Source organism: Paenibacillus sp. JT22N1 (assembly GCF_059692155.1).
The window spans coordinates 304,627-330,941 of sequence record NZ_JCAUAW010000009.1; the positions used below are offsets into that span (position 1 = coordinate 304,627).

The 26,315-nt window shown below is 45.5% G+C and carries 20 protein-coding genes, 1 pseudogene and 1 riboswitch; of the genes and pseudogenes, 6 read left to right on the forward strand and 15 right to left on the reverse strand.

The window, feature by feature from the left end:
* Positions 1–93: 93 nt before the first annotated feature.
* From AC58UU_RS19060 to AC58UU_RS19090, 7 genes are all read right to left on the reverse strand, one after another.
* Complete coding sequence (locus AC58UU_RS19060) at positions 94–2,430, reverse strand: helix-turn-helix domain-containing protein (protein WP_497318259.1); 2,337 nt, start codon at positions 2,428–2,430, stop codon at positions 94–96.
* Between the two features lie 29 nt (positions 2,431–2,459).
* On the reverse strand, positions 2,460–3,533 hold the full coding sequence (locus tag AC58UU_RS19065) for a sialidase family protein (RefSeq protein WP_497318261.1): 1,074 nt from the start codon (positions 3,531–3,533) through the stop codon (positions 2,460–2,462).
* Between the two features lie 20 nt (positions 3,534–3,553).
* Complete coding sequence (locus tag AC58UU_RS19070) at positions 3,554–5,152, reverse strand: type 2 periplasmic-binding domain-containing protein (RefSeq protein ID WP_497318263.1); 1,599 nt, start codon at positions 5,150–5,152, stop codon at positions 3,554–3,556.
* A gap of 18 nt (positions 5,153–5,170) precedes the next feature.
* Positions 5,171–6,055 carry a carbohydrate ABC transporter permease gene (locus AC58UU_RS19075; protein ID WP_497318265.1) on the reverse strand — a complete coding sequence of 295 codons (885 nt, stop codon included), beginning with the start codon at positions 6,053–6,055 and terminating at the stop codon, positions 5,171–5,173.
* A 13-nt stretch (positions 6,056–6,068) separates the two neighbouring features.
* A complete protein-coding gene (locus tag AC58UU_RS19080) occupies positions 6,069–6,977 on the reverse strand; it encodes an ABC transporter permease (protein WP_497318267.1) in 909 nt (302 codons plus the stop codon).
* A gap of 362 nt (positions 6,978–7,339) precedes the next feature.
* Positions 7,340–7,999 (reverse strand): FusB/FusC family EF-G-binding protein, encoded by a 660-nt coding sequence (locus tag AC58UU_RS19085; RefSeq protein ID WP_497318269.1) that lies wholly within the window; start codon positions 7,997–7,999, stop codon positions 7,340–7,342.
* 238 nt (positions 8,000–8,237) lie between these two features.
* Positions 8,238–8,972: an MBL fold metallo-hydrolase gene (locus tag AC58UU_RS19090; RefSeq protein ID WP_497318271.1), complete on the reverse strand. Its 735-nt coding sequence runs from the start codon at positions 8,970–8,972 to the stop codon at positions 8,238–8,240.
* A gap of 82 nt (positions 8,973–9,054) precedes the next feature.
* On the opposite strand from AC58UU_RS19090, the gene AC58UU_RS19095 reads away from it, so the two are divergent.
* The 3 genes and pseudogenes from AC58UU_RS19095 (at position 9,055) to AC58UU_RS19105 (ending at position 12,999) form a co-directional block, all read left to right on the forward strand.
* Complete coding sequence (locus tag AC58UU_RS19095; protein ID WP_497318273.1) at positions 9,055–10,797, forward strand: sensor histidine kinase; 1,743 nt, start codon at positions 9,055–9,057, stop codon at positions 10,795–10,797.
* Between the two features lie 74 nt (positions 10,798–10,871).
* Positions 10,872–10,970: riboswitch (purine riboswitch) on the forward strand.
* Positions 10,971–11,028: 58 nt separating this feature from the next.
* A pseudogene (locus tag AC58UU_RS19100) lies at positions 11,029–12,454 on the forward strand (NAD(P)/FAD-dependent oxidoreductase).
* 182 nt (positions 12,455–12,636) lie between these two features.
* Positions 12,637–12,999 (forward strand): LytTR family transcriptional regulator DNA-binding domain-containing protein, encoded by a 363-nt coding sequence (locus AC58UU_RS19105; protein ID WP_497318275.1) that lies wholly within the window; start codon positions 12,637–12,639, stop codon positions 12,997–12,999.
* Positions 13,000–13,102: 103 nt separating this feature from the next.
* Here the strand turns inward: AC58UU_RS19105 and AC58UU_RS19110 are convergent, their stop codons facing one another.
* From AC58UU_RS19110 to AC58UU_RS19140, 7 genes are all read right to left on the reverse strand, one after another.
* Positions 13,103–13,501, reverse strand: coding sequence for a hypothetical protein (locus AC58UU_RS19110; RefSeq protein ID WP_056836124.1), 399 nt, complete (start codon positions 13,499–13,501; stop codon positions 13,103–13,105).
* A 114-nt stretch (positions 13,502–13,615) separates the two neighbouring features.
* Positions 13,616–14,884 carry an MFS transporter gene (locus AC58UU_RS19115; protein ID WP_497318277.1) on the reverse strand — a complete coding sequence of 423 codons (1,269 nt, stop codon included), beginning with the start codon at positions 14,882–14,884 and terminating at the stop codon, positions 13,616–13,618.
* Positions 14,881–15,330 carry a MarR family winged helix-turn-helix transcriptional regulator gene (locus AC58UU_RS19120; RefSeq protein WP_307446301.1) on the reverse strand — a complete coding sequence of 150 codons (450 nt, stop codon included), beginning with the start codon at positions 15,328–15,330 and terminating at the stop codon, positions 14,881–14,883. The genes AC58UU_RS19115 and AC58UU_RS19120 overlap by 4 nt, the downstream gene beginning before the upstream one ends.
* A 1,175-nt stretch (positions 15,331–16,505) precedes the next feature.
* Positions 16,506–17,591 (reverse strand): lactonase family protein, encoded by a 1,086-nt coding sequence (locus AC58UU_RS19125; protein ID WP_497318280.1) that lies wholly within the window; start codon positions 17,589–17,591, stop codon positions 16,506–16,508.
* Positions 17,592–17,770: 179 nt separating this feature from the next.
* Entirely contained in the window at positions 17,771–18,406 is a 636-nt protein-coding gene (locus AC58UU_RS19130; RefSeq protein WP_497318282.1) for a DUF2238 domain-containing protein, read from the reverse strand.
* A gap of 86 nt (positions 18,407–18,492) precedes the next feature.
* Entirely contained in the window at positions 18,493–19,296 is an 804-nt protein-coding gene (locus tag AC58UU_RS19135; protein WP_497318284.1) for a VanW family protein, read from the reverse strand.
* A 111-nt stretch (positions 19,297–19,407) separates the two neighbouring features.
* Positions 19,408–21,885: an HAD family hydrolase gene (locus tag AC58UU_RS19140; protein WP_497318286.1), complete on the reverse strand. Its 2,478-nt coding sequence runs from the start codon at positions 21,883–21,885 to the stop codon at positions 19,408–19,410.
* A 141-nt stretch (positions 21,886–22,026) separates the two neighbouring features.
* On the opposite strand from AC58UU_RS19140, the gene AC58UU_RS19145 reads away from it, so the two are divergent.
* The gene (locus AC58UU_RS19145; RefSeq protein WP_497318288.1) at positions 22,027–22,842 is read left to right on the forward strand and encodes a glycosyltransferase family 2 protein; all 816 of its coding nucleotides are present in this window, start codon (positions 22,027–22,029) and stop codon (positions 22,840–22,842) included.
* On the opposite strand, the gene AC58UU_RS19150 is transcribed toward AC58UU_RS19145, so the two are convergent.
* Positions 22,831–23,676 (reverse strand): helix-turn-helix transcriptional regulator, encoded by an 846-nt coding sequence (locus AC58UU_RS19150; RefSeq protein ID WP_497318290.1) that lies wholly within the window; start codon positions 23,674–23,676, stop codon positions 22,831–22,833. The genes AC58UU_RS19145 and AC58UU_RS19150 overlap by 12 nt on opposite strands.
* Before the next feature lie 131 nt (positions 23,677–23,807).
* On the opposite strand from AC58UU_RS19150, the gene AC58UU_RS19155 reads away from it, so the two are divergent.
* A complete protein-coding gene (locus tag AC58UU_RS19155) occupies positions 23,808–24,809 on the forward strand; it encodes a Gfo/Idh/MocA family protein (RefSeq protein WP_497318292.1) in 1,002 nt (333 codons plus the stop codon).
* 33 nt (positions 24,810–24,842) lie between these two features.
* On the forward strand, positions 24,843–25,781 hold the full coding sequence (locus AC58UU_RS19160) for an aldo/keto reductase (protein WP_497318294.1): 939 nt from the start codon (positions 24,843–24,845) through the stop codon (positions 25,779–25,781).
* Positions 25,782–26,315: the final 534 nt, after the last annotated feature.

The following is a 26,315-nucleotide window of genomic DNA, read 5'->3' on the forward strand; positions in this document are numbered from 1 at the left end:
TGCTTCGGTAGCCTCCGCTTAGAGATTACTATTAGTCTATGTGGGGGAATGCCTAGAAGTGCACGTACACAAAAGTTTACAGAAATTACTCAGTTACTCCCTTACATTAGGGAACAGCATTTTGTACTGCTGAGGTGTGACTCCTTCTCGCTTTTTAAACTTACGGATAAAGTGAGATTGGTCTGTATAGCCGACGCGCTCAACAATCTCTTTGACGCTCATCGACTTGGCCTGCAGCATCTCCTTCGCCTGATTCATACGAGTTTCTTCCACAAAGTCGCTAAGCGTAGTCCCTGTTTGATTTTTGAAGAACCGTGACAAATAGGAGGGTGAGACGTCGAAGATATCAGCAAGCTTGTTTGAATTCAAGGTAACGTCCGCATAGTGCTGCGATACGTAATTCACAATTTTATCACGCAGCTCGAAATTCCGACTTTCCTTCTTACTGCTCATCTCATCGGCAAAACGCATGCAGTAACGAATGAAGATGCGCTCAAACTCCTCCATAGTTTCAAAAGCAAAAGCTTGCAACGTCTCGTCTAAGTACGGGTCCTGCTCTTTTCTGGAAATCTCCTTAGCGAGTTTGAATACAGCTATACTCATACCTTGACAAATGGCCCGCGCGGATCCAGGCGTCAAAAAGCTGCTGCGGATTTCGTTGATCTCATCGGCAATCACAGCCCCTGCCAATTCTCTGTCTCCTAGCTTAATTGCCTTAACTAGTTTCGATACAGCTTCATCCAAAAACTCATATGGGGAGCTTGCTTTGAGTGCTGCGTCTTGATAATGCAAAACGACATTTTCCCCTTCTAAGAAACGGCGATGGGACGTTTCAACCGCCTGTTTGTAGTAGACTGGCGTATCCAAAACATGATGAAACAGCTCGCTGATCCCGATCGTTACGGTAAATGGAAAAAGCCGCTCGAAAAAATCACGAATTTTTCCCGCAGCCTCATGAAGCATCTCCTCACAGCTTGTTCCTTCCTGGGCCTTTATGCCTGCTAATAACGCTATGCCTCGGTTCTCCGTCAGATCAATGCCATAGCCATGGCCTACCTCCATGGAGATCTCTTCAGACACGTTCACAATGCTGTATTTGAGAACATTCTGAATGATCGGGGTATTGGTCTTTTCAAAATTCCGGTAATCATCGATCCGAATAAGCAATACGGCAAATCGTTCATAAGCAAGCTGCATGCCCGCTTTACCCAATAATTCATCAAGCTCATCCTGGGATCTCACATTGCCCTTAATTAGATCTGCCATCACTTTTTCCTTCAAAGCGGCCGATTTCGTTTTGAGATGTGAACGCAGGTCGTTATTCTCCAGATTCATATGCTCAAACGCTTCGCTTAGCCAATCGAGCTCATTATTTTGCCGGTGTTCCTCTGAAGCATGGTTTTTCCGAACGGAATCCATCAATTTTTTGATCGGCTTGTAATGATGTCTGGCAAGGAACAGCGACAACCCGATCCCAAGCAGCAGCACCGAAGCCACGATGACATAAAAAATAGTCTGAGTCTGCCTAACAACAGTAAGAAACTGGCCAGTCGGCACTACCACATAGTAGGACCAGGGCATAAATCCGGATGCAAGTTGAACCGAAGAGTGAGGACCTTCCGGCAAATTTAGGCTGCTCACTAAGGAAGCAGTTCTATCAGCCGGCAGCCATTGAAGGAGTCTGGCCGCGTCCTTACCCTCATCTCTCCCACTAGAAGCGGATACGATAATTCGGTCCTCTTTGTCAATAATGAATGCCTCTCCTTCAAACTCCTTAATACTCCCGCCAATGGCCCGTTTCATTTCCGCACCACTGATCATATAGAGAATCACCTGTGTGGGCTTAACGCCATTGCCCGGTAGAGGAAACATGTAGATAGCCGCATCAAGCTTATTGGCTCCATTCAAGTTTATCGATTGTACTGGCAATAAATAAGGCTCCTTCAATCCCGCTGCAAGCTTCTCAAACTGATCATGGTTCAAGTTCTCGAAAGGGTAAACCTTATCGAAAAAAGTGTCAAGATCATAGACGCCGCTTGCTGCATAAACCTTGCGATCCTCCATTTCATTGAAATAGAGGCCGATATCCAGCAAATAGGAATGCGTCGAGCCATATGACTTAAGTTCCTGGATCCCCTGCTTCGCCTCGTAGCCCCCTTCAGAGAACGTATAACGCATCAGCTTGTGATTACTGGAAATTTGCAAAGACATTTGTCTTAATTCATTAAACCGCTGATCGATCTGGTCGCGGATTTGCTTTAATGAGGTGATATTCGATTGCTCGACAATGCCCGTAAGCGTATCGAAAAACTTCGTATATACGAAGCCTCCGATGGCCGCTAACAGAAAGACGACCACGAACAAATAGGAAAAAAAGTAAGTGATAAGTCGTGAAACCTGAGGTGTTCTCTGCTTTTTTCCTGTGCTCATAAGTCGTCTTTCTCCTTTACCGGACTTTCTTAATTGCAGGCCTTATTAACCACTTGCCGTAAGACAGCATGCTCGGATACACATGTTCCTGCCTCGATATCTTCTTCCGTGAACACCGCCATCAATATTTCCTTTGCTTTGTCCCGTTCCCTATCATAAATCACATAGATATTACCTTCCTGATCTTGGACACCGTCCGGGTAGGAGACATCTCCTCTTTCATCAAGGATTAGTCCGCCCTTCCAAGTAAGGCCATCATCCTCGGACAACATCGCAGTCAGGTGACTTCGCCCTTTGAACCCATAGTGATTAACCAGAAGCAGACGGCCTGATTGCAGTCTACGGATGAAGAAACGAGAGCTGGGGCCGCCAAGCATAGTCGGCTTGCCAAGCGACCAGGTGCGTCCGCCGTCCTGAGAGACACTTTCCCCGATTCCGTAGAAGGCTCTGACCAGCATCCACAAGCTGCCATCCTCGCGCTCGACTAGCATATGCTCATCGAAGTGACGATTTGGAATGTCTGCAGAACCCCTCAACTGGAAGGTTGCTCCCTGATCCGTCGAAACGTAAACGTTCGAAAAGGCTTGCTCCGGCAGCTCATTCAGCGGTGATTCATGGCAAGCCCATACGGCAATCGGCAGCAGCCATTCTCCATTCTTCCGCACAGTCGGTTTATTCATCATAATACCATCTGCAATGCGTCTAGGACTAGACCATACTGGCGCCTCAGCTCCCGGATCCGCGCAAACCGAAGCCCATACACCGCAGCGCCCATCGTACCAACTATAGCTTTGGGACCAGAATACCCATAAGTGTCCCGAAGGGTCCCTCCATAAGCAAGGATCGAAGGCTCTCACCTGCTCCGGTGGATCGATTACATAGAGCAGATCAGACCAGGTCTTTCCGCGATCCTCGCTCTTGACGAGAGCGACATAATTGCTGGGGCCTTCACCTTTGCCCCCGCTGTAGAATGCCGCCCACAACCTGTTGTCCGGGGCGCATTCTATACCTGGGATACCCTGCCATTGGCGAACCCGGTAGCAATCCCTGTTCACGGGCTGAACCGCCGCCCCTTCCAACGCTAAATCAAAATTAGGCCTCATGGCGCTTCCTCTCTTTCTGCCTAATTGCGTTTGTAGCGATCATAAGCGTCTTTATGAATTTTCATATATTCATCCAGTCCCATCTTCTTGATCGTCGCGACATACTCATCCCATTTGGAGAATGGTGCTTTCCCCATGATGAATTGCGTCTGCATCTCACCCACATAGGTGTGGATATCGTTGCTCAAAGCTTTTAAACGATCATTTTCTTCTTTGGTAAACAAGAACGCAGGCCAAATTTCTTTAGGCACGAACGGCTTCAGTTTGTTGGCTGCATCAATAACCTCAGGCATTCCTTCCCCGGTATCCCAAGCAAAGCGCTCTTCACGAACAATCGGATGCACAGAGAACGGCGAAACAAGTTCACGTGAAATCGTTTGATCCAGGGTCAAGCCGTCCTTATTGTTCACAATATCCTGTACAAATCGATATTTACCATCCTTCATCTCGAAGGTCTTGTTTTCTATGCCCATCCAGTATAAAACAGCTCCGTCCCCATCCAAAAAGTAATCCGCCCAGCGCATCGTGGCTTCCGGCTGTTTGTTATTTTTGGTGATGACGAATGCTCCTTGATTTTGCAGGACGGGGCTAATGCCTCCCCAGTTCTGATCTTCGAAGGGACCTTTCAGAGCAGCGCCCAATCCAGCATAATTCGTTTTCAATTGACCTGCAGGCACGACATTAATATTTGAGAATCCTCCCACAAGCCCTTTGGCTATTTTAGCGGTAAGAATAGTTGCATTGTTGGTGAAAATCTCCTTATCCAGCAAGCCTTCCGCATACAGCTTGTTCATGTATGTCAGCATATCCTTGTATTTCGGATCTGTCTGCATGAAACGCATGGCCCCCGCTTTATCATCAAAGTCGACGTAAGGGTTGGCGTTGCCACGACTGTAAAGTCCCCAGGCTCCTGCTAAAGAACGCAATGTATTGTTAATATCTGTACTGCTCAGCGGAATACGTTCCGGATCCTTTGCCTTAAACGCTTTGAGCACATCGTAGAGCTCAGCGGTTGTCGAAGGCATCTTCTTCCCTGCTTCATCCAGCCATTTCTGATTGATGAACATTTTAGTACCAATTCGGTGTGTGATATTCGAAGACATTTTAGGAAGTCCATAAATTTTGCCATCAGGAGCGGTGATCCCTTTGAGCACTTCCGGATTCGCTTTCAGGATTTTGGAGAAATTAGGTGCATACTTATCGATCAGATCATTCAATGGAATAAACAAACCTTGCTGTCCATAAGTGATCATATCCTGCGAATTAATCCCTCCGCCATAGAAGGCATCTGGAATATCATTGGTAGCCAGAAGGAGGTTCTTCTTCTCCTCCAGACTTGCTTGCGGTACTAGGTTCCAATCGATGTGAATGCCCGTTCTTTTCTCTGCTTCCTTCCAAAGAATCTTATCCTTCCATTCCCCTTGAAGCGGCGATTGGCCCGCCATCATACGAAGTGTAATTGGCTGCTTCACGATAGGCATGCCCGTTTCATTCAGAATTTTATTCTCTTCTTTAGCTTTATCCTTCTGCGGTGCTTTATCTACATTCATACAAGCAGCCAACACACACGTGGCCAAAATGACGACAAAACCTGTTTTCATAGATTTAATAGTATTCATCGTATGGATCCCCCTAATTTAGCCTTTGATAGCTCCAATCATAACTCCTTTAACGAAGTAACGTTGAAGAAATGGGTATAGTAATAAGACAGGCAGACTTGAGACGATAATGACGGCATATTTCAAGCCCTCCGTCAGCATAAGTTGGTCAACCGACGTTTCTGAGCCGCTGACCATGCTCCCCATCTGATTTTGCAAAAGAATTTGTCTAAGAATTAATTGCAGTGGGTATTTCTGAGAATCCGACAAGTATATAAGTGCATTGAAAAAAGAATTCCAGTGGCCTATTCCGTAAAATAACAGCATAACGGCAATAACCAGCATAGACAAAGGAAGGATGATGCTCCACAACATACGAAGATTCGTGCACCCATCTATCTGTGCCGACTCCTGAAGCTCAACCGGAATACCCTGAAAAAACGTTCTCATAATAATAATATTCCACATCGACACGGCACTCGGTAAAATAATCGCCCAGATGGAATTGAGCAAGCCGAGGTTTTTGACCAGCAAATAGGTCGGAATCAGCCCGCCACTAAAAAACATGGTAAAAGCAAATATCATCGTCAGCATATGACGCCCCACGAAATCCTTACGTGACAGGGGATAGGCGGCGCCAATGGTCAGCAGCATGTTAACGGCTGTGCCCGCACATGTATAAATCAAAGTATTGATATATCCTCTCATAATCCCGTCATCCTGAAAAACACGGATATAGGATTGCACGTTAACCTGCTTCGGCAGCAACCATACCTGACCTTCTATAACAGCTGCCGGACTGCTGAACGATGCACTGAGCACGAATACGAGTGGATAGAGAACCAGTATAGTTACTAGACTTAATAAAACATAATTCACTACATCGAATACGTGATCGCCTCTGGTTTGCGCAAGTCTGCCCACCTTTGATCCCTCCTTACCATAGGCTTGTATCTGTGAGCCTTTTGGAAATGCGATTCACTACGATTAACAGCAATAAATTAATGACCGAATTGAACAGCCCAACCACCGCAGAGAAGCTATACTGAGCTCCCAATACACCCGATCGATACACATAAGTGGAAATAATATCCGAAGCACTGATATTTACATCATTTTGCATCAGAAACACCTTCTCGAATCCTACCGCCATAATTTGTCCGCATTGTAAAATAAATAGGATCATCACGGTAGGCATAATGCCCGGCAAATTGATATGCCAGATGCGCTGAAGCTTGCTTGCCCCTTCCAGTGTCGCTGATTCATGCTGCTGAGGATCAACACCGGCGAGCGCCGCAATGAACAGAATGGAATTCCACCCTATATTTTGCCATACGCCAGAGAAGACATAGAGTGTCTTGAACCATGACGGCTCCACCATAAAATCAATAGCGGTCCCCCCTGTCCATTGGAAAAATTGATTCACCAACCCTGTCTTCGGCGAGAGAAAAATCGCCATCATGCCTACCAGCACAACTGTCGAAATAAAGTGAGGCGCATAAGTAACGAGCTGGATCGTCTTTTTGAACATAACCAGCCTGATTTCGTTAATCAACAGAGCGAACATCACAGATAAAGGAAAGCTAATGATTAAATAGTAGACACTAATCAATACTGTATTGGTTAGCAGCCTCTCGAAATAATACCCCTGAAAAAAGCGCTCAAAATGCTGTAAGCCCACCCAGGGGCTCCCCCATATTCCCTGTACGGCATTGAAGTCCTTGAATGCAATCTGAACACCATACATAGGAATGTAATCAAATACAATGACATACACGAGGGCAGGCAAAATTAATACATACAATTCCCAATTTCGGCTGATTCCTTTAAGCGATACTCCGTTCACAACTCCGGTTTCCCCCTCTCCGATATCCTGTCATTCTGTCTCAACTTTCTTCTTATCTCATTCCTAACCTCAACAACTTATTAGCATCTCCCTCTCATCTGCGACATACCCCCATCTTAGAGCGAGCACCAAAAAACTGTATATAGAACTCTGTTGACCTGTATGGTTTATTGATTACAATTGCCTGCATGATGCAGCATTTCTTTTTGCAAAGATAGGATTTTGATGACATATGGGAGAAATCAGCCCAGTGTGCTGTAGGACAACGCAGATGCAAACACAAAAAAGCGCTGGCACTTGTGCCAACGCTGATCCTTATTCCTAAATCTAATTCGCTCCGATATTCGTATACAGCACGGCAATTACGGACCAATCAACACGCCCTGTATGAATTTCTCCAACACGGCAACATCGGTTATATTCTTGTTGCAAGCTTCGCTGTTCACACACAAGTAATTGCCGATTGCTCTGTAGTAATCAGGCGTAGCGCTTGCCGGCTTCCATTTGGTCACCGCTGTAAATAACGCAACCTCTTCATGCCGATTACACACAAAGCAAACGCCTTTCTTATTCGTCGGCGTATATTTCCCTTCTATTCCAACGAGTTTCCCATTCAGATGATAAACGAGGAACAATTTATTCGTCGCGATATCGATCCAGCCGAGATACGTTACGTACCGATAGTCGATGGCCGTTAAATCGGGCACCTTCAATTTTTTGACTTTGGGAAAAAGCTTCTTCAGCTGATTTTCCGTCACGTGCGCAAATTCCGCCAAATAAGGCTCCAAGGAACGCAAATAGCGCTGAAACTCTTCGGCTGTTTGCAGTAGCGTTATATTTCCCAGTGCTTGCTTTTGCAGCTCATTCGCTTCCGGAAACACCTCGTTCAGTTTGGCTTGCGCGTTATATCGCACCGACTCTACCACTTTCCGATCGGAAACGGAGTTACAGGTACTTTGCAGCAGACCGACCTGCTTCTTAATATCATTATATTGATGGTTTCTAATGAATGGTTGATTCATTGCTTTTCAGCCCCTTATTTTTGATGAAAATAAAATAAGTTGCAAAGCCCCATTACTAGAAACGATTTAAGCTTTCTTGGGCGATCACGACTTCCCAATCACCCCATGCAAAGATCGCCCTAATGAAAGGCTTTGCATGAGTCGTTACTTATTCCGGCAAATTGATTTGCCATATTTACCGCCTCCCTTGTAAGAACTATTATAAGGGAGGTCCTGTAATAGCTGCAAGATATACACTCTACGAATACTCTAGCAAAGGCTCAGCCAGCCGTAACTTATACACCTGATGAAACTTCTCTCGCTGATCCGCCTCCAAATAATCATCCACATAATGCATTAGAATCATCTTCGCTTGAATGGATTCCGGCAGCGTCAGCAGTTCTTCGAGTGACGTATGCGACGGCAGCTGATCATCCTGCATATGACATTCGTGATAAATGGTTTTCACCTCATCGGCGATACTTCGAATATAGCTTTCATCCAATCTAGTATCCCCGCTAAAGTAAAAAAACGGCTTGCATAGAAGACCGTAACTCAGCATGTCTGGCACATGCAAGGTAGGGACAAGTTCGAATTTCACACCCGCTACCACAAACGCATTATCCACACATTCGACGTTAAAATAGTCCTCAAACACGCGCTTGCCCCGCGTTGTCAGCTCCAATCCATGGCGCAAGATTTGCCACAAATCGTCTTTTAAACCAGTAGGTACATAAAGCTTCGGCTTCATTCTGCCTGGGTACACGCGGTGATACAAAGCGAGTTTCTGCAAGCCATTCACGTGATCCTCATGCAGATGAGTGATAAAAATATGCTCGATCTGATTGAGCTTCATTCCCAATTGATGCAGCCCAAGATGATTAGACTCCGGGAAATCTATACATAAATTCGTATCTGCAAAAGTAAGAAGAGCACTATTATGCCCTTGCTCGATACTAAAACCGTCCCCGCAACCCAGAAATGTTACTTTCATAAATACCTCCATGTTCCGTGTGTAATCTATGTATTTTTATACTATGATAGTTGATAGATATGGCCATTTTTAGGAGGATAACATGAACAGACCACACAAACCAAAACCGAAAATCCACCTTCGCTCCTCGATCTTTATCCTAATGATTTCCTTAATTATTGTACTACTTACGGATAGCGTATTCTACTATTATACGAAGAGAATGCTAACATCTGAGCTTGAAACCAAGCTGCAGCTTATCGCCGATAACGTCGCCATTTCCATTAAACATTCCAAAACGGGAGAGAAATATGTTGAAAATCTAATCGGTCAAAATCTGCGTACTGCCTCTTTAGCAGCACAATACCGACTCGATCCTGACATAGAGAAAGTGACGAATGAAGAGCTTACTGTTCTCAGTAAGGAGTTAATGATCGATCATATTACACTAATGAAGCGAAGCGGTGATGACATCATTGGCTACAAATCCTCCGAGCCCAAGGAAATTAATATGAGTACCAAAACCTGGAGCAGAGATTGGTTCCAAGCGTTCAATCAGCTTCTAGACACCAAAGAAACGAATGTACAAAGCGGCCAAGCGCTGCCTCATTACTGGTCAGGACCCATGAATACGTCCATGACGAACCCTCAATTTGTTGACAAATGGGGCTATTATTACGATGGCCGTACGAATTATATTCTCGACCCTTACGTGCATGATACGTTCTTCCGAGACTATCAACGGGAAACCGGCGTGGATGCTGTTATTAATGAAATGATTCATGGCTATACTAACCATGGCGCCAAAGAAATTGCCGTCTATAATACACCGATTTTCCTAAAGCAGCAGGAACAGTATAAAAAGGAAGGCTACACATGGTTCACAGATCGGGAAATATTGTTCGGGTCCTATACTATGAAAGATGATCGGGATCAAGAAATGGTTCAATCCGTAATGCAATCGAAGCAAACCAAGCAGCTTATCACCACGATTGATGGAAAAACGTATCTCAAAATGTTCTTTCCGCTTCAACTGGATTCCCCTGTTGTTATCGGTCTGACAGCCGATTATGAAACCGTGCAAAAATCAATTCAACAACAGCAAGTGAACCTGCTCATTCTGATCGGATCAACCGCACTCATCGCATTCATCCTAGTCATTCTGAGCATCCGCTTTATCAATCGGAATCGTGAAGCGACCGCGGAAAGCATCCAAGAAGTTTACGTTGATCATATCGGCTCACTGTTCCGTTCCATGAAAGAACAGCGCCATGATTTCAATAATCATGTGGCTACAATACATTCCCTCGTTCATTTAAAAGAATATACGGAATTAGATCGTTACACCACCGAGATTATTGGTGAAACGACCGCTTTGAATGACATTATTCAAATTAATGTGCCCGCTTTGTGCGCGATTGTACAATCTAAGGTTATACAGGCCGTTGAGCGCAAAATTACATTCTTCCATGAAGTCAGTAATTTAAATCAGATCAACCTTGGAGCTGTTAAAGCGACAGATTTGGTTCGAATTATCAGCAATTTAATCGATAACGCGTTTGATGCCGTTACTATTTCCAAAAAGGCAGAGGACAAAGAAGTCCGTTTAGTTGGCATTTTGGAAGGAAATCGACTTTCATTCAAGGTCATCAACAACGGAGACCCTATCCCAAGCGATCGTCTAGAAAGTATATTCGAGCCTGGCTTCTCTACGAAACAAGAAACAGGACTCCACGCCGGCTTAGGTTTGAGCATTGTCAAAAAACTAGTGGACAAGTATGACGGAACCCTTCATGTCATCAGCTCAGAAACCGAAACCAGCTTTACGATTTCCATTGTTGTATAAATGAAATTACACGAACATTATCTAATTGACATCATTTAATGTTCGTATTATGATAATCAAGTCAGTAACTAATAGCCACATTCGTATAAATCGTTCGTATATCCTTGAGGATTGGCTTAAGGGTCTCTAGAGGGAGCCATAACTTCCTAGCTACGACGGGTACTTGCTTTCGCATACCCGTGTGGCTGGGTTTTTTTGTGTCCAAAATTGAATGATCCAGAGGAGATTGCAATGAAAACATATGATTTTATCGTTGTTGGTGCAGGACCTGCCGGTATTTTTGCTTGTTATGAAATGACATTGCTTCACCCTAGCGCTAAAGTATTGCTCGTAGACAAAGGCCATGATATTTACCATCGCAGTTGTCCGATCCTGGAAAGTAAAATCAAACTGTGTCCTCCCCCAGCAGGCAAAAAGGACTTCTCTGGTTGTCTTCCTGCCTGTTCCATTACGGCTGGCTTCGGAGGCGCGGGCGCTTATAGCGACGGCAAATTCAACATCACCACCGAATTCGGCGGTTGGATGACGGATTATTTGGCACCAACCAAAGTGATCGATTTGATTCGTTATGTGGATGGCATTAATCTACAACATGGAGCAACCGAGAATATTACGGACCCTACGACTGAGGCTGTAAAAGATATTGAACAGCGCTCCTATGCTGCAGGACTAAAGCTGCTTCGCGCTCAGGTTAGACATCTGGGAACCGAGCAAAACTTGATGATTTTGAAATCCATCTATGAACATTTGAAAACACATATCGATATGCAGTTCAAAGCTGAAGTTGAAGATATCCTAACTTTCAAACGGGAAGACAAACATGTCATCCAAGGCATTCGTATGAAGGATGGTACTGAAAATTCATAGTAAACAAGTGATGTTAGCTCCGGGTAGAGATGGTTCTGCATGGTTAACGCAAGTATTCAGAAAGCGTCGACTCAAAATGTATAACAATCAAGTCGACGTAGGCGTCCGCGTAGAAACGTCGGATGTCGTTATGCGCGAAATCAACGAGCATCTTTATGAAGGCAAGTTTATTTATACTACATCGGTGGGTACACGAGTACGTACATTCTGTAGCAATCCATCCGGTCATGTTGTGGTCGAGAATCACAGCGGCGTCATGGCAGCGAACGGCCACTCTTACAAGGATCCAGCCCTAGGTTCCAGTAATACGAACTTCGCCCTGCTCGTTTCTCATAAATTCACTGAACCTTTCGATAAGCCTAATGAATATGCGCGGGAAATATGTAAACATGCGAATGACTTATCCAGCGGCGGTGTTATCGTGCAGAAATTTGGGGACATTATGCGCGGACGCAGGTCAACGGCTGATCGGATTCGCGAAGGCTTCCTTGAGCCGACTTTAACCGAAGCTGTTCCTGGTGATCTAGGACTTGTTCTTCCTTACAATACAATGAAGAGTTTAATTGAAATGATTCATGCGCTTGAAAAGGTAACGCCAGGTATAGCTTCAGAGCATACTCTTTTCTATGGGGTTGAAGCGAAATTCTATTCCGCTCGTCCTAAACTTAGTGAAAGTTTCGAAACCGAGATACAAGGCTTGTTCTGTGGCGGTGACGGGGCTGGAATTACAAGAGGCTTGGCCCAAGCTGGAGCTGCAGGCGTCTGGGTGGCACGTAACGTGGTCGTTTAAATTATTTCCGGGGAAATACGATTTCTTTCGTCAAAAACTGCTGTTAACTATTGGACCTAACTCATTAGAGTTAGGTCCTTTGGTAATTTTACGGTTAAAACTACTTTAAATCTCTTTTAAAATATGGTAAGATGAAAACGATTTAAATGTAAGCGTTATCATTTTAAAAGGGGGATTACAAAATGAATGTAGCGCTCGAAACAAGAAACACCTATGAGGATTTCGCACTGGAGAAGGATATTATGTACTTCCGTGTCGGAGAACATGGGCTCGTCTCTTTCCATGGGAAAAACTATCACATTAAAAAACGCATGACCACTGAGCAAATTCAAGAAATTACAACAAATAGCTCCTTTTTCAAGGTCAACACGGATTGCTATGTGAATACAAGAAAAATTCTACAGATTCAGGATGGCAAAGTGTTTTTCGAAATCAGGGGTGCTGATTCCAAATTTGCATCGATTACGAAGCTTCGCCAATTCCGACTGAAAGAAATCGTGCAGCAGCACAAAACGGAAGCAGCTGCAGGAGAATCAGCAAAATAATGAAACCTGCCTTAAGGCGATGTTATACCAAACTACTGCGGCCTCGAGGTTATACAGAAAAGGAGCTAACGAGAATTCTCGCTAGCTCCTTTTTGGTCGAATCCTATGAAATTTTTGCGAGTGTTTCTTGTTGATGCTCACGGATAAGAAAGCGTATGTAGTCGACTGTTGTATCTTTCACCTTTTTGGCTTCTTCCAAAGTCGCGAAGCTGTACTCAGCATGATCTGTGCTTTCGTACTTCTTCAGCTCTTCATAGTTCATTCCAAGTGTGGAGAAGTTATAAACCAGTTCGTAGGGTGTCTTAATATCCACATTTTTCACGAAAATATCTTTGGAAAAGAATGAGCCTTGTTTCTCCACTTTAAAAATCACACGAAACGGCTTGTCTTTATCCGACACAAAGCACTTGATAACAACGTCGATTTCCATCGTTTTATAATCCACAGCGTTCGTAGGTTCCTGCTTTGGTGTATGCATCCATTTCTTCAAAAATCCCAGCACAAGATTCCCTCCCCAATAACGACATGAATATAAATCATATTGTAGCGGATACACCAACAATTGACAATCCAAAAAATGGTTATTTTTGCAATAAAAAATAACATTCCCTCTCATTTATGAGGCAGTACCTATCTCACCAAGTGATTTTTTAGCGGCTTTCTTCCTATAATTCCAAATAATAATCAGACAAAGCACACCAGTTAACACTCCACAACAGACGAAAGCCCCATTCGCACCATATCGATCTGCGACAAAACCAGCAAATATGCTTCCTATCGGCGTGGAGCCCGCAAATACAAGTGAATACACACTCATTACGCGCGCGCGGTACTCCTCTTTGGCATGCATCTGAAGGGAAGAATTACTATTCGTTGCAAATATGATGTTGAAAAATCCGGTAAGTGCTAACAATCCACCGCAGACCCAAACGGAAGTGCTTAGTCCATTTAAGACCAAACAAACCGCAACGACTAAACTAGCAATAATACTTAATTTCAGTATTGGCCCTTGCTTACTGCGAAAAGACATCGTAAGAGCCCCCGCGAAAGAACCCACACCCAGACATGACATTAACGTGCCATACGTCGTCTCTCCCATGTGCAGCACACTTTTAGTGAAAACCGGAATGAGTACATTAAAGTTAAAAGCAAGCGTGCCGATCACTGTTACGAGCAGAACAGTCTGTGCTAGCAAAGGATCTCTCGCAATGTAGACAATTCCATCTTTAATTTCCTTCATCATGCCATCGCGCGAGCTCTTCTTCCGAACATAGGGTGCAGCTTGAATATGAAACAAACCATACAGAACAGCCAAAAAGCTAACCCCATTGAGCAAAAAGCACCACCCAGCACCCAGCCAAGCCATCATCACCGCACCAATCGCTGGACCAACGATTCTTGCCATGTTAAATGTCGTTGAATTGAGAGCTATGGCATTCATGAGATCTTCTTTTCCCACGATTTCTATATTAAACGACTGTCTCGTAGGCATATCCAGCGTGTTATTAAGCCCAAGCAGCAGCGCTAGCACAATGATATAGCTGTACTTTACAGTATCCGTCAGGACGAGTATAGCCAACGTAAAGGCTAGAATCATCGCAACCGTTTGCGTAACAAGCAGGATGTTCTTCTTTGGAAACTTATCGACGATAATGCCTGCAAACAAGGAAAATAAGAGAATGGGGAGGAACTGACATGCCGCAACAATCCCAAGTTTAAGAGGCGAGCCAGTGATCGTAAGAACGAGCCAAGACTGCCCAATATTTTGCATCCACGTTCCAATGAGCGAGACACACTGACCTAACCAAAGATACCGATAATTACGATGCGTTAAAGCATGAAAATGCTTATCGATAAACAGCGAACTTGCAAGCTTCATATTCATGGCTCCACCTGCTCCTCTGCGAAACGGGACGCATTATCTCCCATTTTCTCCAAAATAGTCAAAGCCAGTTGTTTCTCCTCATCCGTTAAACCGAACGTTAGACGTTCTCGCCAGTCCGTCAGCACCTTCCGCACATCACCCTTAATCAGCAGCGCCTTCTCGGTCAGATGAACTTCGTTGCATCTCTTATCTTTTTTACTAACCGTGCGGGTTATGTACCCTTGCTCTTCTAACTTTTTAAGCGCTTTTGCTGTCGTACCTTTATCAATCTTCAAATAATCCGCCAACTCTTCTTGCGTGAGACCATCTTCTTTATACAGCGCGTTGATGAAAATATGCTGCCCTCTGCCGATGTCGTATTTCTTCAAATGCTCACCAATATACATCTGTCCGTAACGGTAAATGAGTGAGACCCACCTTGGTATCGAATTTCTGTTTTCGATCATAAACATGTCTCCTATGTTTGAGCAAAATAGTAGTGATTTTCCGAATCGTTGCACTTGCTACTATTTTATCATACGCCTGATTAGTTGCATGTGCAACTAATTTTGAGGCCTAATTTATGACCAAGGACAAGAGCGATATTAAGAGCAAGAGCAACACCTAAAACTTAAAACCTAACACCTAAAACCTAAAACCTAAGACCTAAGACCTAACACCTAACACCTAACACCTAACACCTAACACCTAACACCTAACACCTAACACCTAACACCCAACACCCAACACCCAATACCCAACACCCTACACCCAACACCCAACACCCAACACCCTACACCCTACACCCTACACCCTACACCCTACACCCTACACCCTACACCCTACACCCTACACCCTACACCCTACACCCTAAAACTAAAAAAATATAGCCTACTTTGCTGCAGGCTGCTTACTAAGTTTGCTGCTATATCAGTGAGTTTTAGTTGGAATAGGTAACTCCGAGGCATTAAGCATGTTTTTCATCACTAACGAGACTTGAATTCATTTTTTCATGCGTTTAACGATGAAAAACATCGTCTCAGACCATCTCTTTGGTCAAAATACGTAAAAGCGCCATCTATAAGGATGATTTTCATCACTATGAGGGCAAAATTGGTCTTCTACCTCACTTTAGCGATGAAAAACATCACTAAAGTGAGGTAGAGAAGTCCCGTCAGGGCCGTTCAGCAATCTCCGAGCTGTCGGGCAATAGTGAGGAATGAAGCATACATGAATAGGCTCCGAAAACGCGCCTATTTCTAGACTTGACTGAAATAAGCGCGTTTTAAGAGCCTATTTCTAAGCAAAAGCCGTGGTTGGCTGGTATAAGCAGGCTGAGAAGTCGATTTCCGTGCTTACGGCAGTCACGTGGAATGTAACTTAAGTGAATAAGCGCTGAAAACGCGCCTATTTCTAGACTTGACTTGAAATAAGCGCGTTTTCGGAGCCTACTTCTGAGCAAAAGCCGTGGTTAGCTGGTATAAGCAGGCTGAGAAGTCGATTTCCGTGCTTACGGCAGTCACGAGGAATGTAACTTAAGTGAATTGGCTCGAAATGCGCCTATTGGCACCCTGCCTAGCAGGACAAAAAAAGAGCGAACACCCAAACAGCCTACGCTGCGTGGGTACTCGCTCTTTATGTCCTAGAGAAACTTGATGCAAACCGGCCGCGATACCGCTACCGTTTGCCCTGTTTCACGCAGCATTCCAGTTTCCGCATCGATGCGGAATACCGTAATGCTGTTCGAATCCTGGTTCGCCGCGAGGAGGAACTCCCCCTGCGGCGACAGGGCAAAGTTCCGCGGCGTCCGCCCGAGCGTCGCCTGCCAACCCACGACCGACAGCGTGCCGCTTTGTCGGTCAACCCCATAAACCGCGATACTGTCGTGTCCGCGGTTAGATGCATACACATAGCGGCCATCCTCGGAGAGATGGATGTCCGCGCATGTGCTCTCGCCGCTGAAGCCTTCCGGCAGCGTCGAAATGCTCTGCAGCGCGGTCAAAACTCCCGCGTCTGCCTCATAGCCCAGCACAGTAACCGTGCTGTCCAACTCATTGATCGCGTACACGTACCGACTGTCCGCGCTATAAGCCAAATGCCGCGGGCCTGCGCCCGGCTTCATCGCCGCATCTCCATGCGGCAAAAGCAAGCCGCTCTCCGCGTCGATGCTGCTAACCACCAGCCGATCAAGGCCCAGATCGGCTGAAATCGCATACCGATTGTTCGGTGCCGGTACAATCGAGTGCGCATGCGGAGCCTCTTGGCGATCCGCACGTGGCCCCAATGGGCCTTCGTGCTTCACCAACTGTGCATGCTCACCAAGCCGCCCGTCCGCTTCTACCGGATAAACAGTCACGCTGCCGCTTGAGTAATTCGCTACATAGACCGTTCGGTTAGTCTTGTTCAAGCTGACATAACAAGGAGCAGATCCGTCGGTAGGCTGTTGATTCAACTTCTCCAGCCTACCGGTGCCGGCTTCTATCGCATAAGCTGCCGCGGAGCCTCCAAAACGACCGTTGTACGTTGCTGTCTCACTCACGGCATACAAAATCGTCCGGGTATCATTCAGAGCAAGGAACGAAGCATTTGGCAAATCGGAGTACGATTCCACCAACCTCATTTCTCCGCTCAAAGGATTGAACGCGTACAATGAAATCCCATTTGCATTGCGCTCATCTGTATAGGAACCCACATAGACAAACAATTCTTTCTGTTCTCCTACTGACATTGGCAACCAGCCTCCACGATAGCGATTTCTGCTATAAATAGTGTCACTTCTACTGTGCTCATTTCCTACTTGCTCTCATAAATCCCGCTTTACTACTTTCGTACTTGACCTCATTAGTCATGTCTTTCTATTCTCGTACTTAATCTCATTTACCTACTCTCACATTTCCCTACTTAATCTCATAATCCTGCTTTTACTTTACTCCCCACCCGCACCTTACGCCAAACCGCAGTAACAACCATAGCAATCACCGCCCCATACAGAGCAAGCTCCATATCGTGGTGCGTATCCCATGGATCACCTTGTGTTCCGAGGAACAACGTTCCAATCTCAGGAGCCACAAGTAGCGCCACCCACATTTCAATAAGCTCATAGAAGGCCCCCATTGCCAAAACGATGACACAAGTAATCACATAAAGCCATTTACTGCCTAGCCGCGTCCATGCACTCATCGCTTCCCGAATCGGATAGGCGAGCAGCAATCCAAAGCTGAAATGCACCAAGCGGTCATAATGATCACGTTCCGAGTGAAAAATTAGCTTCAACCAAACATCCACCCAGTTCTCGTTATACGAATAATGAGCCCCAAACGTATGTAGCATCAGGAACAAAGCAATCCATGCATAAGACAGATTTGTAAATGAAAAAAACTTATAAGTACTTACAAGTCCAATTAGCGCTGCCCAAATCAGTAGATTTTCCAGTACCCAGTCATACCTGCTATAAGGATCCACCGCCAGCCAAATCCATATCCCTACGTACAGAACGATCATCAATTGCAAAAACCAATTTTTAGTGAATGAAAAGGTCTGCATGGTTTAGTCCCCCTTGTTCTTTCCTATAAACTCAGGTTACCTCGCCACTATCTTTTCCAAAAGTACTAACTTCAACTAGTACCTTCTTAAGACGTATTGAACAAATCATATTTCACTTCCGAGAAGTTATGTATCATTTGCTCCTCTGCTGCAGTCTTTCCAGTTCTTTTATCGATCACCTTGCGCCAAATCTCATTTTCACGATATTTCCGGCCATCTTTCTCAAGAAAACGGTGATTTCTCTCCTCGATATGATAGGCATGCGGTAAAAGCACGTCACAATGTACAGAGCCTTTCAAATGTTCATCAGTCAGCCACAACCGGAACTGGAAAGTATGCTGGGTAGGATTATACATACGCAGGTCTATATAATTGTAAAATACACTCGCTCCGCTCCCAAAAGGCAGAACCCGATGATCGTCCGGAAATGGATCAAAGCTATGGTGATGCCGTTCCACGACTTGAAGTGGGGTATGCAAAGCCATCCAAAACAGCAAATTGCCCAACTGGCATATCCCACCTCCGACGCCTCGCTTCACACCACCTTGCGATAACAGCAGGCCTTCGATGTAGCCTTTAGCCGACGTTGTTTTCCCAACTAATTTCCAGAAGGAAAAAGTTTCACCCGGTCGAATCACAATACCATCCATACGTCCAACGCTGATCCTTAGATTTGTAATTTTGTTTTCTTGTAAAATAGGATCGGAGAAACCGAGCTTTCTTCGCAGTAAGGATTGGTGCTTTTTGCAAGTATAGGGAAGCGAATCGACAACTCTATGCTTCGCGTAGGTAATGGATGGATTTAAATTCAGGAAGTGCCGCTTAAGTCTCAACTGAGCAATTCGCAAACGATAAAGCACGGGAAACAAGCTTAGTAACTTTTGCTTCATCCCATTCACCTTCCTTTTTCAACCAAAAATAGGATCATCCTGCAAGCTAAAAGATCACTAATTAAGATGTTCCATCCATCGATTTGGTTCAATAACTTAAGGTGTAATTTCCTAAGGACGAAGCTCGTAAAAGATCGGCGTTACCCCACTACCTTCATATACATGCAAAATATGGTTCTTATATTCCTTCATATCAGATAACGTCGCGATCAAGAAAGCGTGAGAAGCAATTTCTGTACCTGTACCTGTACCTGTCCCTGTCCCTATCTCTGCTTTACTCCGCCCATCCCTCACCTGCTCCAAAGTAACATAAGCAAACCGCCCCCAAGGAGCAGCGTCCAACCCCACATGCGGATCAATCCAGTAACGAATCTGAAGTCCATGAAACCAAGCCATTTTCAAGGCCTGCTCGGCAAAAGCCCCCGTTCCATAAAGATGAATGGCACATATACCATCCTCTTTCACCCTTTGGATCGTTTCAAACAGCATCACCTGGCTGCCGAACCCATCTTGAAGTCGCAAATAGAATTTATATAAATAATACGGAAATCGTCTGGTCACAAGACCCTGCGGCCAATTCGCATTCAAAATCGAGGGCCCATAGTTACAGCAATTCAAAAATGCCTCCGGCCCTTGCACGAACCATTCTTCGGCCACATCTTCACAAATCGGTGCAATGTACTCGGTACAGAAATTGTCCTGATGCGTCAAATCCCCCAACAATCTCGCTTCCTCGGGCCTCGGCATATCGAGAACACGGTGCAGCGGCTTGCTCCACTCTACTGGCTGTGATGATGCTCGCTGCAAACGCCCCTCTTTTTGCTGCAGCAAATAGGCATAGTAACCTTGGAACGCCAATGCTCCTTCTTGACACGCCCGTTTCATCGCGTACTCTTCGTCAGTACGTTTCAGCTCTGCCGTAATCGGCCTGATTTGACCGAGCTCATTTTCAGCATAACGCAGTGTCGAACCGAAATCGCCCATCATGAGCTCCTCCAAAAAGGCTGGCGTCCTTGCAATACGTTTCCCTTCATCACTTCCCCCGCTGCCCGAGCGCAGCATACTACGGATATCCATACCACGCATGCTCAGCTCATCCAGCCGATTAGCGCCAACAGCAAGCAAATGCATCATTTGCGGCTTATGTCCCGATAAGCTTACGATTTTTTCTAGTGATTTCTGAATGGTTCCATGAAAGCCAATATCGACCGTTACCAACCGTTCAGGCGAACCAAATTCTTGCTTCAAATAACTTACAAAAAGCTGCCTATGCCGCTGCACAGACGCCATAATCTTAGTTTGTATAGGTGCACTTCGTAGAAAACCCCCAACTCGATCATAGATTGAGCTTCCATTTTCACCTATTATATACTTGCAATTCTCAATTCTTTCCTCCAAAAACGCTTCAAAATGAACGCCTTCCTCGCTGATATCGAGCACCTCGAATAGCTCGCCTATTTTCAAACCGTGAATGCCTAGCAAAAACGCTAGCTCATCATCACCAAAGCTCTCTAGTCCCGCCAAAAAAGTAGCTTGTCTGGAAACATAGATCGGCTTTATCTGGAGGTCAACACCTCGAATTCGCGCAGCATTTTCAAGCATCGGCGCTAACAAATAAGCTTCTCTCATTAAAGGATGTACAGTCCGGATGCCCTCATCCACGCATTGATCAATGACCCACTCACACAGGGCTTGTAAGAACGGTCCTATTACACTGGTACCCATCTTATAAAACACCTGGTCCAACTCGCCCATTCCAACCGTCATATCCGAGGCTTCAGCTAGCTTTCGCAAGGACATCCATTCCGGCAGCACATGTCCGTGTCTAACATATTCCCAGTGATGCAAGCTTTCGAAATGTTCAGGAACGACGTTGTAATGTACGCTCCTTATTCCTTCTTTGGAGGCACCTTCCACATCTGCGGCTATATTGTCGCCAATATGTACAATTGCGTGACTCTCGATCTGAGGGTAAAATTCCTTCAAGCGAGCGAATAAATGCCCCGATGACTTCCCTTCATGCTCCTCCGAAGAAACAAGCAGCGTATCTACGCTTAATAGATCTAGACCTGCCGACGAAAGAATCCAGCGCAACTGCTCGGAGGATAAATACATATCCGATAACAGCGCTACCGGAATCTGCTTGCTTTTACAAGCAGCTAACAATGACGCCACGTGCGGGTTCACATAGCAAACTTCCGCCTCGATCTCGACTTCTATCTGAGCCATCTTGTCCCTGTTACAGGTCCCTTCCGGCATCTCCGCATAAATGAGTTCCAAAGTGACCTCGCCAAAGCCCGTTACGGCAACTTGCCGTTCACGAGCATTGTTCTCAGCACGAATCCTCATCTCTTTGAATGCAGCTGGCGATATAGATGCTTTCAGGCAGTCAATACGGTGTGCATGTTCAGCAACAAGAACAAAAACATCAGAGGGATTTGCACATGTACGAAATAATAGCGTATCGAAAATATCCAAGCTGAGCAGCTCAATTGCGTCGATTTCGCCAATCAAACCGCTTAGAAAGCAATCCTTTTTCCATAAATGAATATCAGTAAAGCTTATACTTGTATGCGGTACCTCCAGCATTAGGAACCTCCTTAGAGTTTTGCTTTAGCAAAACTGGCTTCGTAAGCGTAATCTTAGAGTTTTGTTTTATCACTTATATTTGAGAAGTACACCAAAATTGAGGTAAGCTTAAAATACCATAATTCGGAGGTGCGCTTTTTCATGTCCTATCAGCCATTAGTGTCCATCATTATCCCTACGTATAATCGCCGAATTGAACTCGCTGAGCTCGCAGAATCATTATATCGTCAAACGTACAAAAACCTACAAATCATCATCGTTAACGATTGCGGCCCCTCCGTCGATTTCATTCAGGAATTGTACCCAGAGCTGGCTATTCAGATCGTCAATATGCCGCAAAACTTGAAACATGTTCATGCGCGCAACCGCGGATTGCAAGAGGTGAAAGGCGACTACATCATGCTCTGTGATGACGACGATCTGCTGCTCCCGATCCATATCGAGCGTATGCTGCAAGAAATAGAAGGCTATGATCTCGTCTATCCAGACGTAGAAATTTTCGATTATATCTATGAAAATAACGCCCGTTCCATCACAGATCGGTTCGTTTTTGCTTATGAATTCGATGTACCTGCAATGCGCAGGTTTTCCACCTTCTTCTCTTCCGGTTGTATATTTCGTCCCGAGGTTATCAACGCTTTGGGTGCTTTTGATACGGACGTATTTCATTATTGGGACTGGGATTTCTTCTTACGGGCTGCCGAACAATTCCGCGTGAAACGTGCGCCAATCGCCAGTGTACTCTATGCATTCTCACAGCAAGGCAGCAGCAACATGTCGGGTCAATTAGACAACATGCGTCCCTATTTGGACATGCTCTCTGCTAAACATCAACTCGGTGAATTGCCTACGAAAAATTTCTTCCTCCTGCTGGAAGAACCGGAAGTGAAAGCGCGCCAAGCCGTGACCGAAATCATCTGGGACGGGAAACCGATTCGCTCTCGCCTATCCAAATAAGCTTTTGGAATAGAAGCTTCGAAACTCGCTAGGCGTCATTCCTTCATGTTCTTGAAAACGCTGGTTGAAATAACTCGCGCTGGCATAACCTGATTCCTTGGCGATGTCTTTGATCGGCCAGTTCTCCTTTTCAATTAAACGCTGCTTAGCAAATTGAATACGGCAAAGTGTAATGAAGGAGAGCGGTGTCATCGACATGGCTTTACGAAACAATTTGCAGAAATAGTATGTGCTTACGCCTGTGAGCTCCGCCCATTCTTCCAAGATGAACGGTTCACAGGCTTTTTGCTGCATGGAGGGAAGTAAGGCGAGAATGCGATCCACGGATTCCATCCCCCGATTTCCCGTTAAAGGCGCCGCATAGCTCATGAATTCGCACAATATCTTATACGTCAATGTCGAGAGATTCGTTGTCCGAAGAATGCTATTCGTCTCTGCTTCCAGCAGCAGCTCGTGAAACGCTTCTTCAAGCTCATTCCATCGCTTTAACGTCCACAAGGTACGTAGAAATCCTCGTTCCAGCATAAACTCCTTTATATGATTTCCATAAAAATGAAACCACCGGACATCCCAGGGATCTTCCTTCGAGCTGTAGTATCTTTGTTCTTGATACGGAAAATACAGAAATGCATCCCCTTTTTGAATGGGATACTGTTCCCCCTCAATTTCGACGTACCCTTTACCTGAAACGATGAAATGCAAGCTAAAAGTCTCGCATAACCTTTCGGATCGATAGACAGAATGATTGGGGAAATCACGATACCAGCCAACAGATTCTGGAAAAATGAAATAAGAAGATTGCTGCAGCCTTGGCAGCATGACTTGCCTTTGCATCTTTACGCCTCCTCTTCTAATGACAATATTCCGATACTGGGTGCAATATATTATCATATTCATTTTAAATAACTCGTTTTATAATAACAATATACCGTTATCAATTATTTTACAAAAGGAGAAATGCTGTAATGACAAAGCTTCGTTGGGGGATTTTAGGTTGCGCCAGTATAGCCATAAGGGCTTGTATTCCTGGCATCAAGCAATCTCAAACTGGAATTGTAAGCGCTATTGCCAGCCGCAATTTGCAAAAGTCACAAGAAACTGCAGCTAAGCTAGATATTCCTAAGGCTTACGGAAGTTATGAAGAATTGATCGAGGATCCAGATATTGATGCCTTATACATACCGCTTCCGAACCATCTGCACAAAGAGTGGACGATCCGTGCTGCCCAGGCTGGTAAGCATGTACTTTGCGAGAAGCCTGCTTCTCTTACGGCAGATGATGTTCAAGAAATGGTCTCGGCATGCGAACAAGCAGGTGTGGTATTTGCCGAAGCTTTCATGTATAGACACCATCCCCGCTACGAGCGGATCAAAGAAATTATCTCCTCCGGAGAAATCGGTGACATTCGAGGCATCCATGGTGCTTTTACCTTTAGTAACCCTGGTGATAGTAAAAATGTTCGTTACGTTCGTGAATGGGGTGGCGGTTCAGCCTATGACGTTGGATGTTACCCCCTAAGTGCTGCAAGAATGCTGTTGGGTCGGGAACCAGAGGCTGTAACCACTCACGCCTTCTTCTCGCCTGAGCATGATGATGTTGACATGATGATGTCCGGTTTAGTTGAATTCAGCGGCAACGTCGCGTTAACATTCGATTGCGGCATGTGGGCGGGTTTCCGTAATACGCTCGAAATCGTTGGCGCGCATGGACGTATTGAAGTCCCTTCTGCGTTTGTGACGCCAACAGAGGAATCCGGCAATTTTATCGTCCATGTTAAAAATGAACGCCTTGAAGAAAAGGTTCCTTTTCTCAACCAATACGCGCTGCAAGCGGACGACATAGCTTATGCCGCTTGGGGTGAGAAAGCACCTCGCTTCCCTGCGAGTGATGCTATTAACAACATGAGATTGATTGATGCTTGTCTGAAATCAGCTAGAGAGCGCTCACGAATTGTGATTAATCAATAATCATTAATAAAAAGAAAGCAGGGATGATTTCATATGAAGCACATTCAGATTAAAGGATTAGATAAACCAGTATCCAAACTGATCATGGGATCCGACTTTTTTAGACTGGATAATGGTCAAGAAGTCAGCGATATCCTCGGGCACTATCTAGCTATCGGCGGAAATACGATTGACACAGCCTTCATCTATTGTGGTGGGCAGAGTGAGCAAGCGCTTGGGATTTGGCTGGATGAAATGGGCAATCGCGATGACATCAATATCTTTACCAAGGGCGCACATCATGATGCTAACGGGCCCAGAGTGAATGCGGAAGCGATTCGCAGTGACCTGTTCACTAGCCTCGAGAGACTTCGCACTGACTATATTGACCTCTATGCGCTTCATCGCGATGATCCAGCTACACCGGTTGGCGTTATCCTCGAAGCGCTGAATGAACATGTGGAAGCTGGAAGAATCCGCGCCTTTGGCGGGTCCAACTGGACACATGAACGTCTGCAAGAAGCAGCAGATTATGCCGAGCAGCATGGTTTAATCGGGTTCAGCTTCAGCAGCCCCAACCTAAGCCTCGCTAAGGCGAACGAGCCATTTTGGGCCGGCTGCGTTTCTACTGATGAGCAAGCGCTGCGCTGGCACGAAGCCAAGCAGTTTCCGCTGCTGTCCTGGTCTTCGCAGGCACGCGGATTTTTCACTGGACGGTTCACGCCGGAGAACCGCGAAAACGCCGACCTCGTCCGCGTCTTCTACAGCGACGAGAACTGGACGCGGCTGCGCCGCGCCGAACAGCTGGCGCAGGAAAAAGGCGTCAGCGCGATCCAAATCGCGCTCGCCTATGTGCTGAGCCAGCCGTTCCCGGCATGCGCGCTTATTGGTCCGCGCAGCGAAGCCGAAATGCACTCATGCCGTGACGGCGCGCAGCTTGTGCTATCTGCGCAGGAGCTGGCATGGCTTGATTTGACCGCAGCGACTGTGTAGCAGCTGCGCACCTTTGCGGCACCGCTAGTGTGCCGCTTGAAGAGCCCCCGGCCGTTATTGGGCCGGGGGCTCTTGTGTGCTCTGATTAGATAAGAGCCTCTAGAGACTGCTATTTTTGCTGCTCTGGCACTTTCCACTCAAATAGGTGTCTCTGAAGACTCTTATTTGGCAGATTGAGCTTTAAATTGGATGAAATCTGATTAGATAAGAGCCTCTTGAGACTGCTATTTTTGCTTTTCTGCTACTTTCTACTCAAATAGGAGTCTCTCGGGACTCTTATTTTGCCGATTGAGCTTAATTGGATGAAATCTGATCAAATAAGAGCCTCTAGAGACTGCTATTTTTGCTATCCTGGCACTTTCCACTCAAATAGGAGTCTCTCGGGACTCTTATTTAGCCGATTGCGCCTAAATTGGATAAAATTGCACTTCTGTCAATAGCGTAGACACAAAATCAAGGAACAACCGTTGTATTAGGCCGGCTGACTTTTGTAGTAAAGTTGCTCAAAATGATGAGCCGACTCGTACCCTAAAG

Bases quoted from the DNA above. Each gene is read 5' to 3' on its own strand.
- AC58UU_RS19130 (WP_497318282.1), bottom strand. From the start codon at position 18,406: ATGCAGACCTTTTCATTCACTAAAAATTGGTTTTTGCAATTGATGATC.
- AC58UU_RS19070 (WP_497318263.1), bottom strand. From the start codon at position 5,152: ATGAATACTATTAAATCTATGAAAACAGGTTTTGTCGTCATTTTGGCC.
- AC58UU_RS19135 (WP_497318284.1), bottom strand. From the start codon at position 19,296: ATGAAGCAAAAGTTACTAAGCTTGTTTCCCGTGCTTTATCGTTTGCGA.
- AC58UU_RS19115 (WP_497318277.1), bottom strand. From the start codon at position 14,884: ATGAATATGAAGCTTGCAAGTTCGCTGTTTATCGATAAGCATTTTCAT.
- AC58UU_RS19065 (WP_497318261.1), bottom strand. From the start codon at position 3,533: ATGAGGCCTAATTTTGATTTAGCGTTGGAAGGGGCGGCGGTTCAGCCC.
- AC58UU_RS19145 (WP_497318288.1), top strand. From the start codon at position 22,027: ATGTCCTATCAGCCATTAGTGTCCATCATTATCCCTACGTATAATCGC.
- AC58UU_RS19140 (WP_497318286.1), bottom strand. From the start codon at position 21,885: ATGCTGGAGGTACCGCATACAAGTATAAGCTTTACTGATATTCATTTA.
- AC58UU_RS19125 (WP_497318280.1), bottom strand. From the start codon at position 17,591: ATGTCAGTAGGAGAACAGAAAGAATTGTTTGTCTATGTGGGTTCCTAT.
- AC58UU_RS19150 (WP_497318290.1), bottom strand. From the start codon at position 23,676: ATGCAAAGGCAAGTCATGCTGCCAAGGCTGCAGCAATCTTCTTATTTC.
- AC58UU_RS19155 (WP_497318292.1), top strand. From the start codon at position 23,808: ATGACAAAGCTTCGTTGGGGGATTTTAGGTTGCGCCAGTATAGCCATA.
- AC58UU_RS19090 (WP_497318271.1), bottom strand. From the start codon at position 8,972: ATGAAAGTAACATTTCTGGGTTGCGGGGACGGTTTTAGTATCGAGCAA.
- AC58UU_RS19160 (WP_497318294.1), top strand. From the start codon at position 24,843: ATGAAGCACATTCAGATTAAAGGATTAGATAAACCAGTATCCAAACTG.
- AC58UU_RS19085 (WP_497318269.1), bottom strand. From the start codon at position 7,999: ATGAATCAACCATTCATTAGAAACCATCAATATAATGATATTAAGAAG.
- AC58UU_RS19095 (WP_497318273.1), top strand. From the start codon at position 9,055: ATGAACAGACCACACAAACCAAAACCGAAAATCCACCTTCGCTCCTCG.
- AC58UU_RS19105 (WP_497318275.1), top strand. From the start codon at position 12,637: ATGAATGTAGCGCTCGAAACAAGAAACACCTATGAGGATTTCGCACTG.
- AC58UU_RS19060 (WP_497318259.1), bottom strand. From the start codon at position 2,430: ATGAGCACAGGAAAAAAGCAGAGAACACCTCAGGTTTCACGACTTATC.
- AC58UU_RS19120 (WP_307446301.1), bottom strand. From the start codon at position 15,330: ATGATCGAAAACAGAAATTCGATACCAAGGTGGGTCTCACTCATTTAC.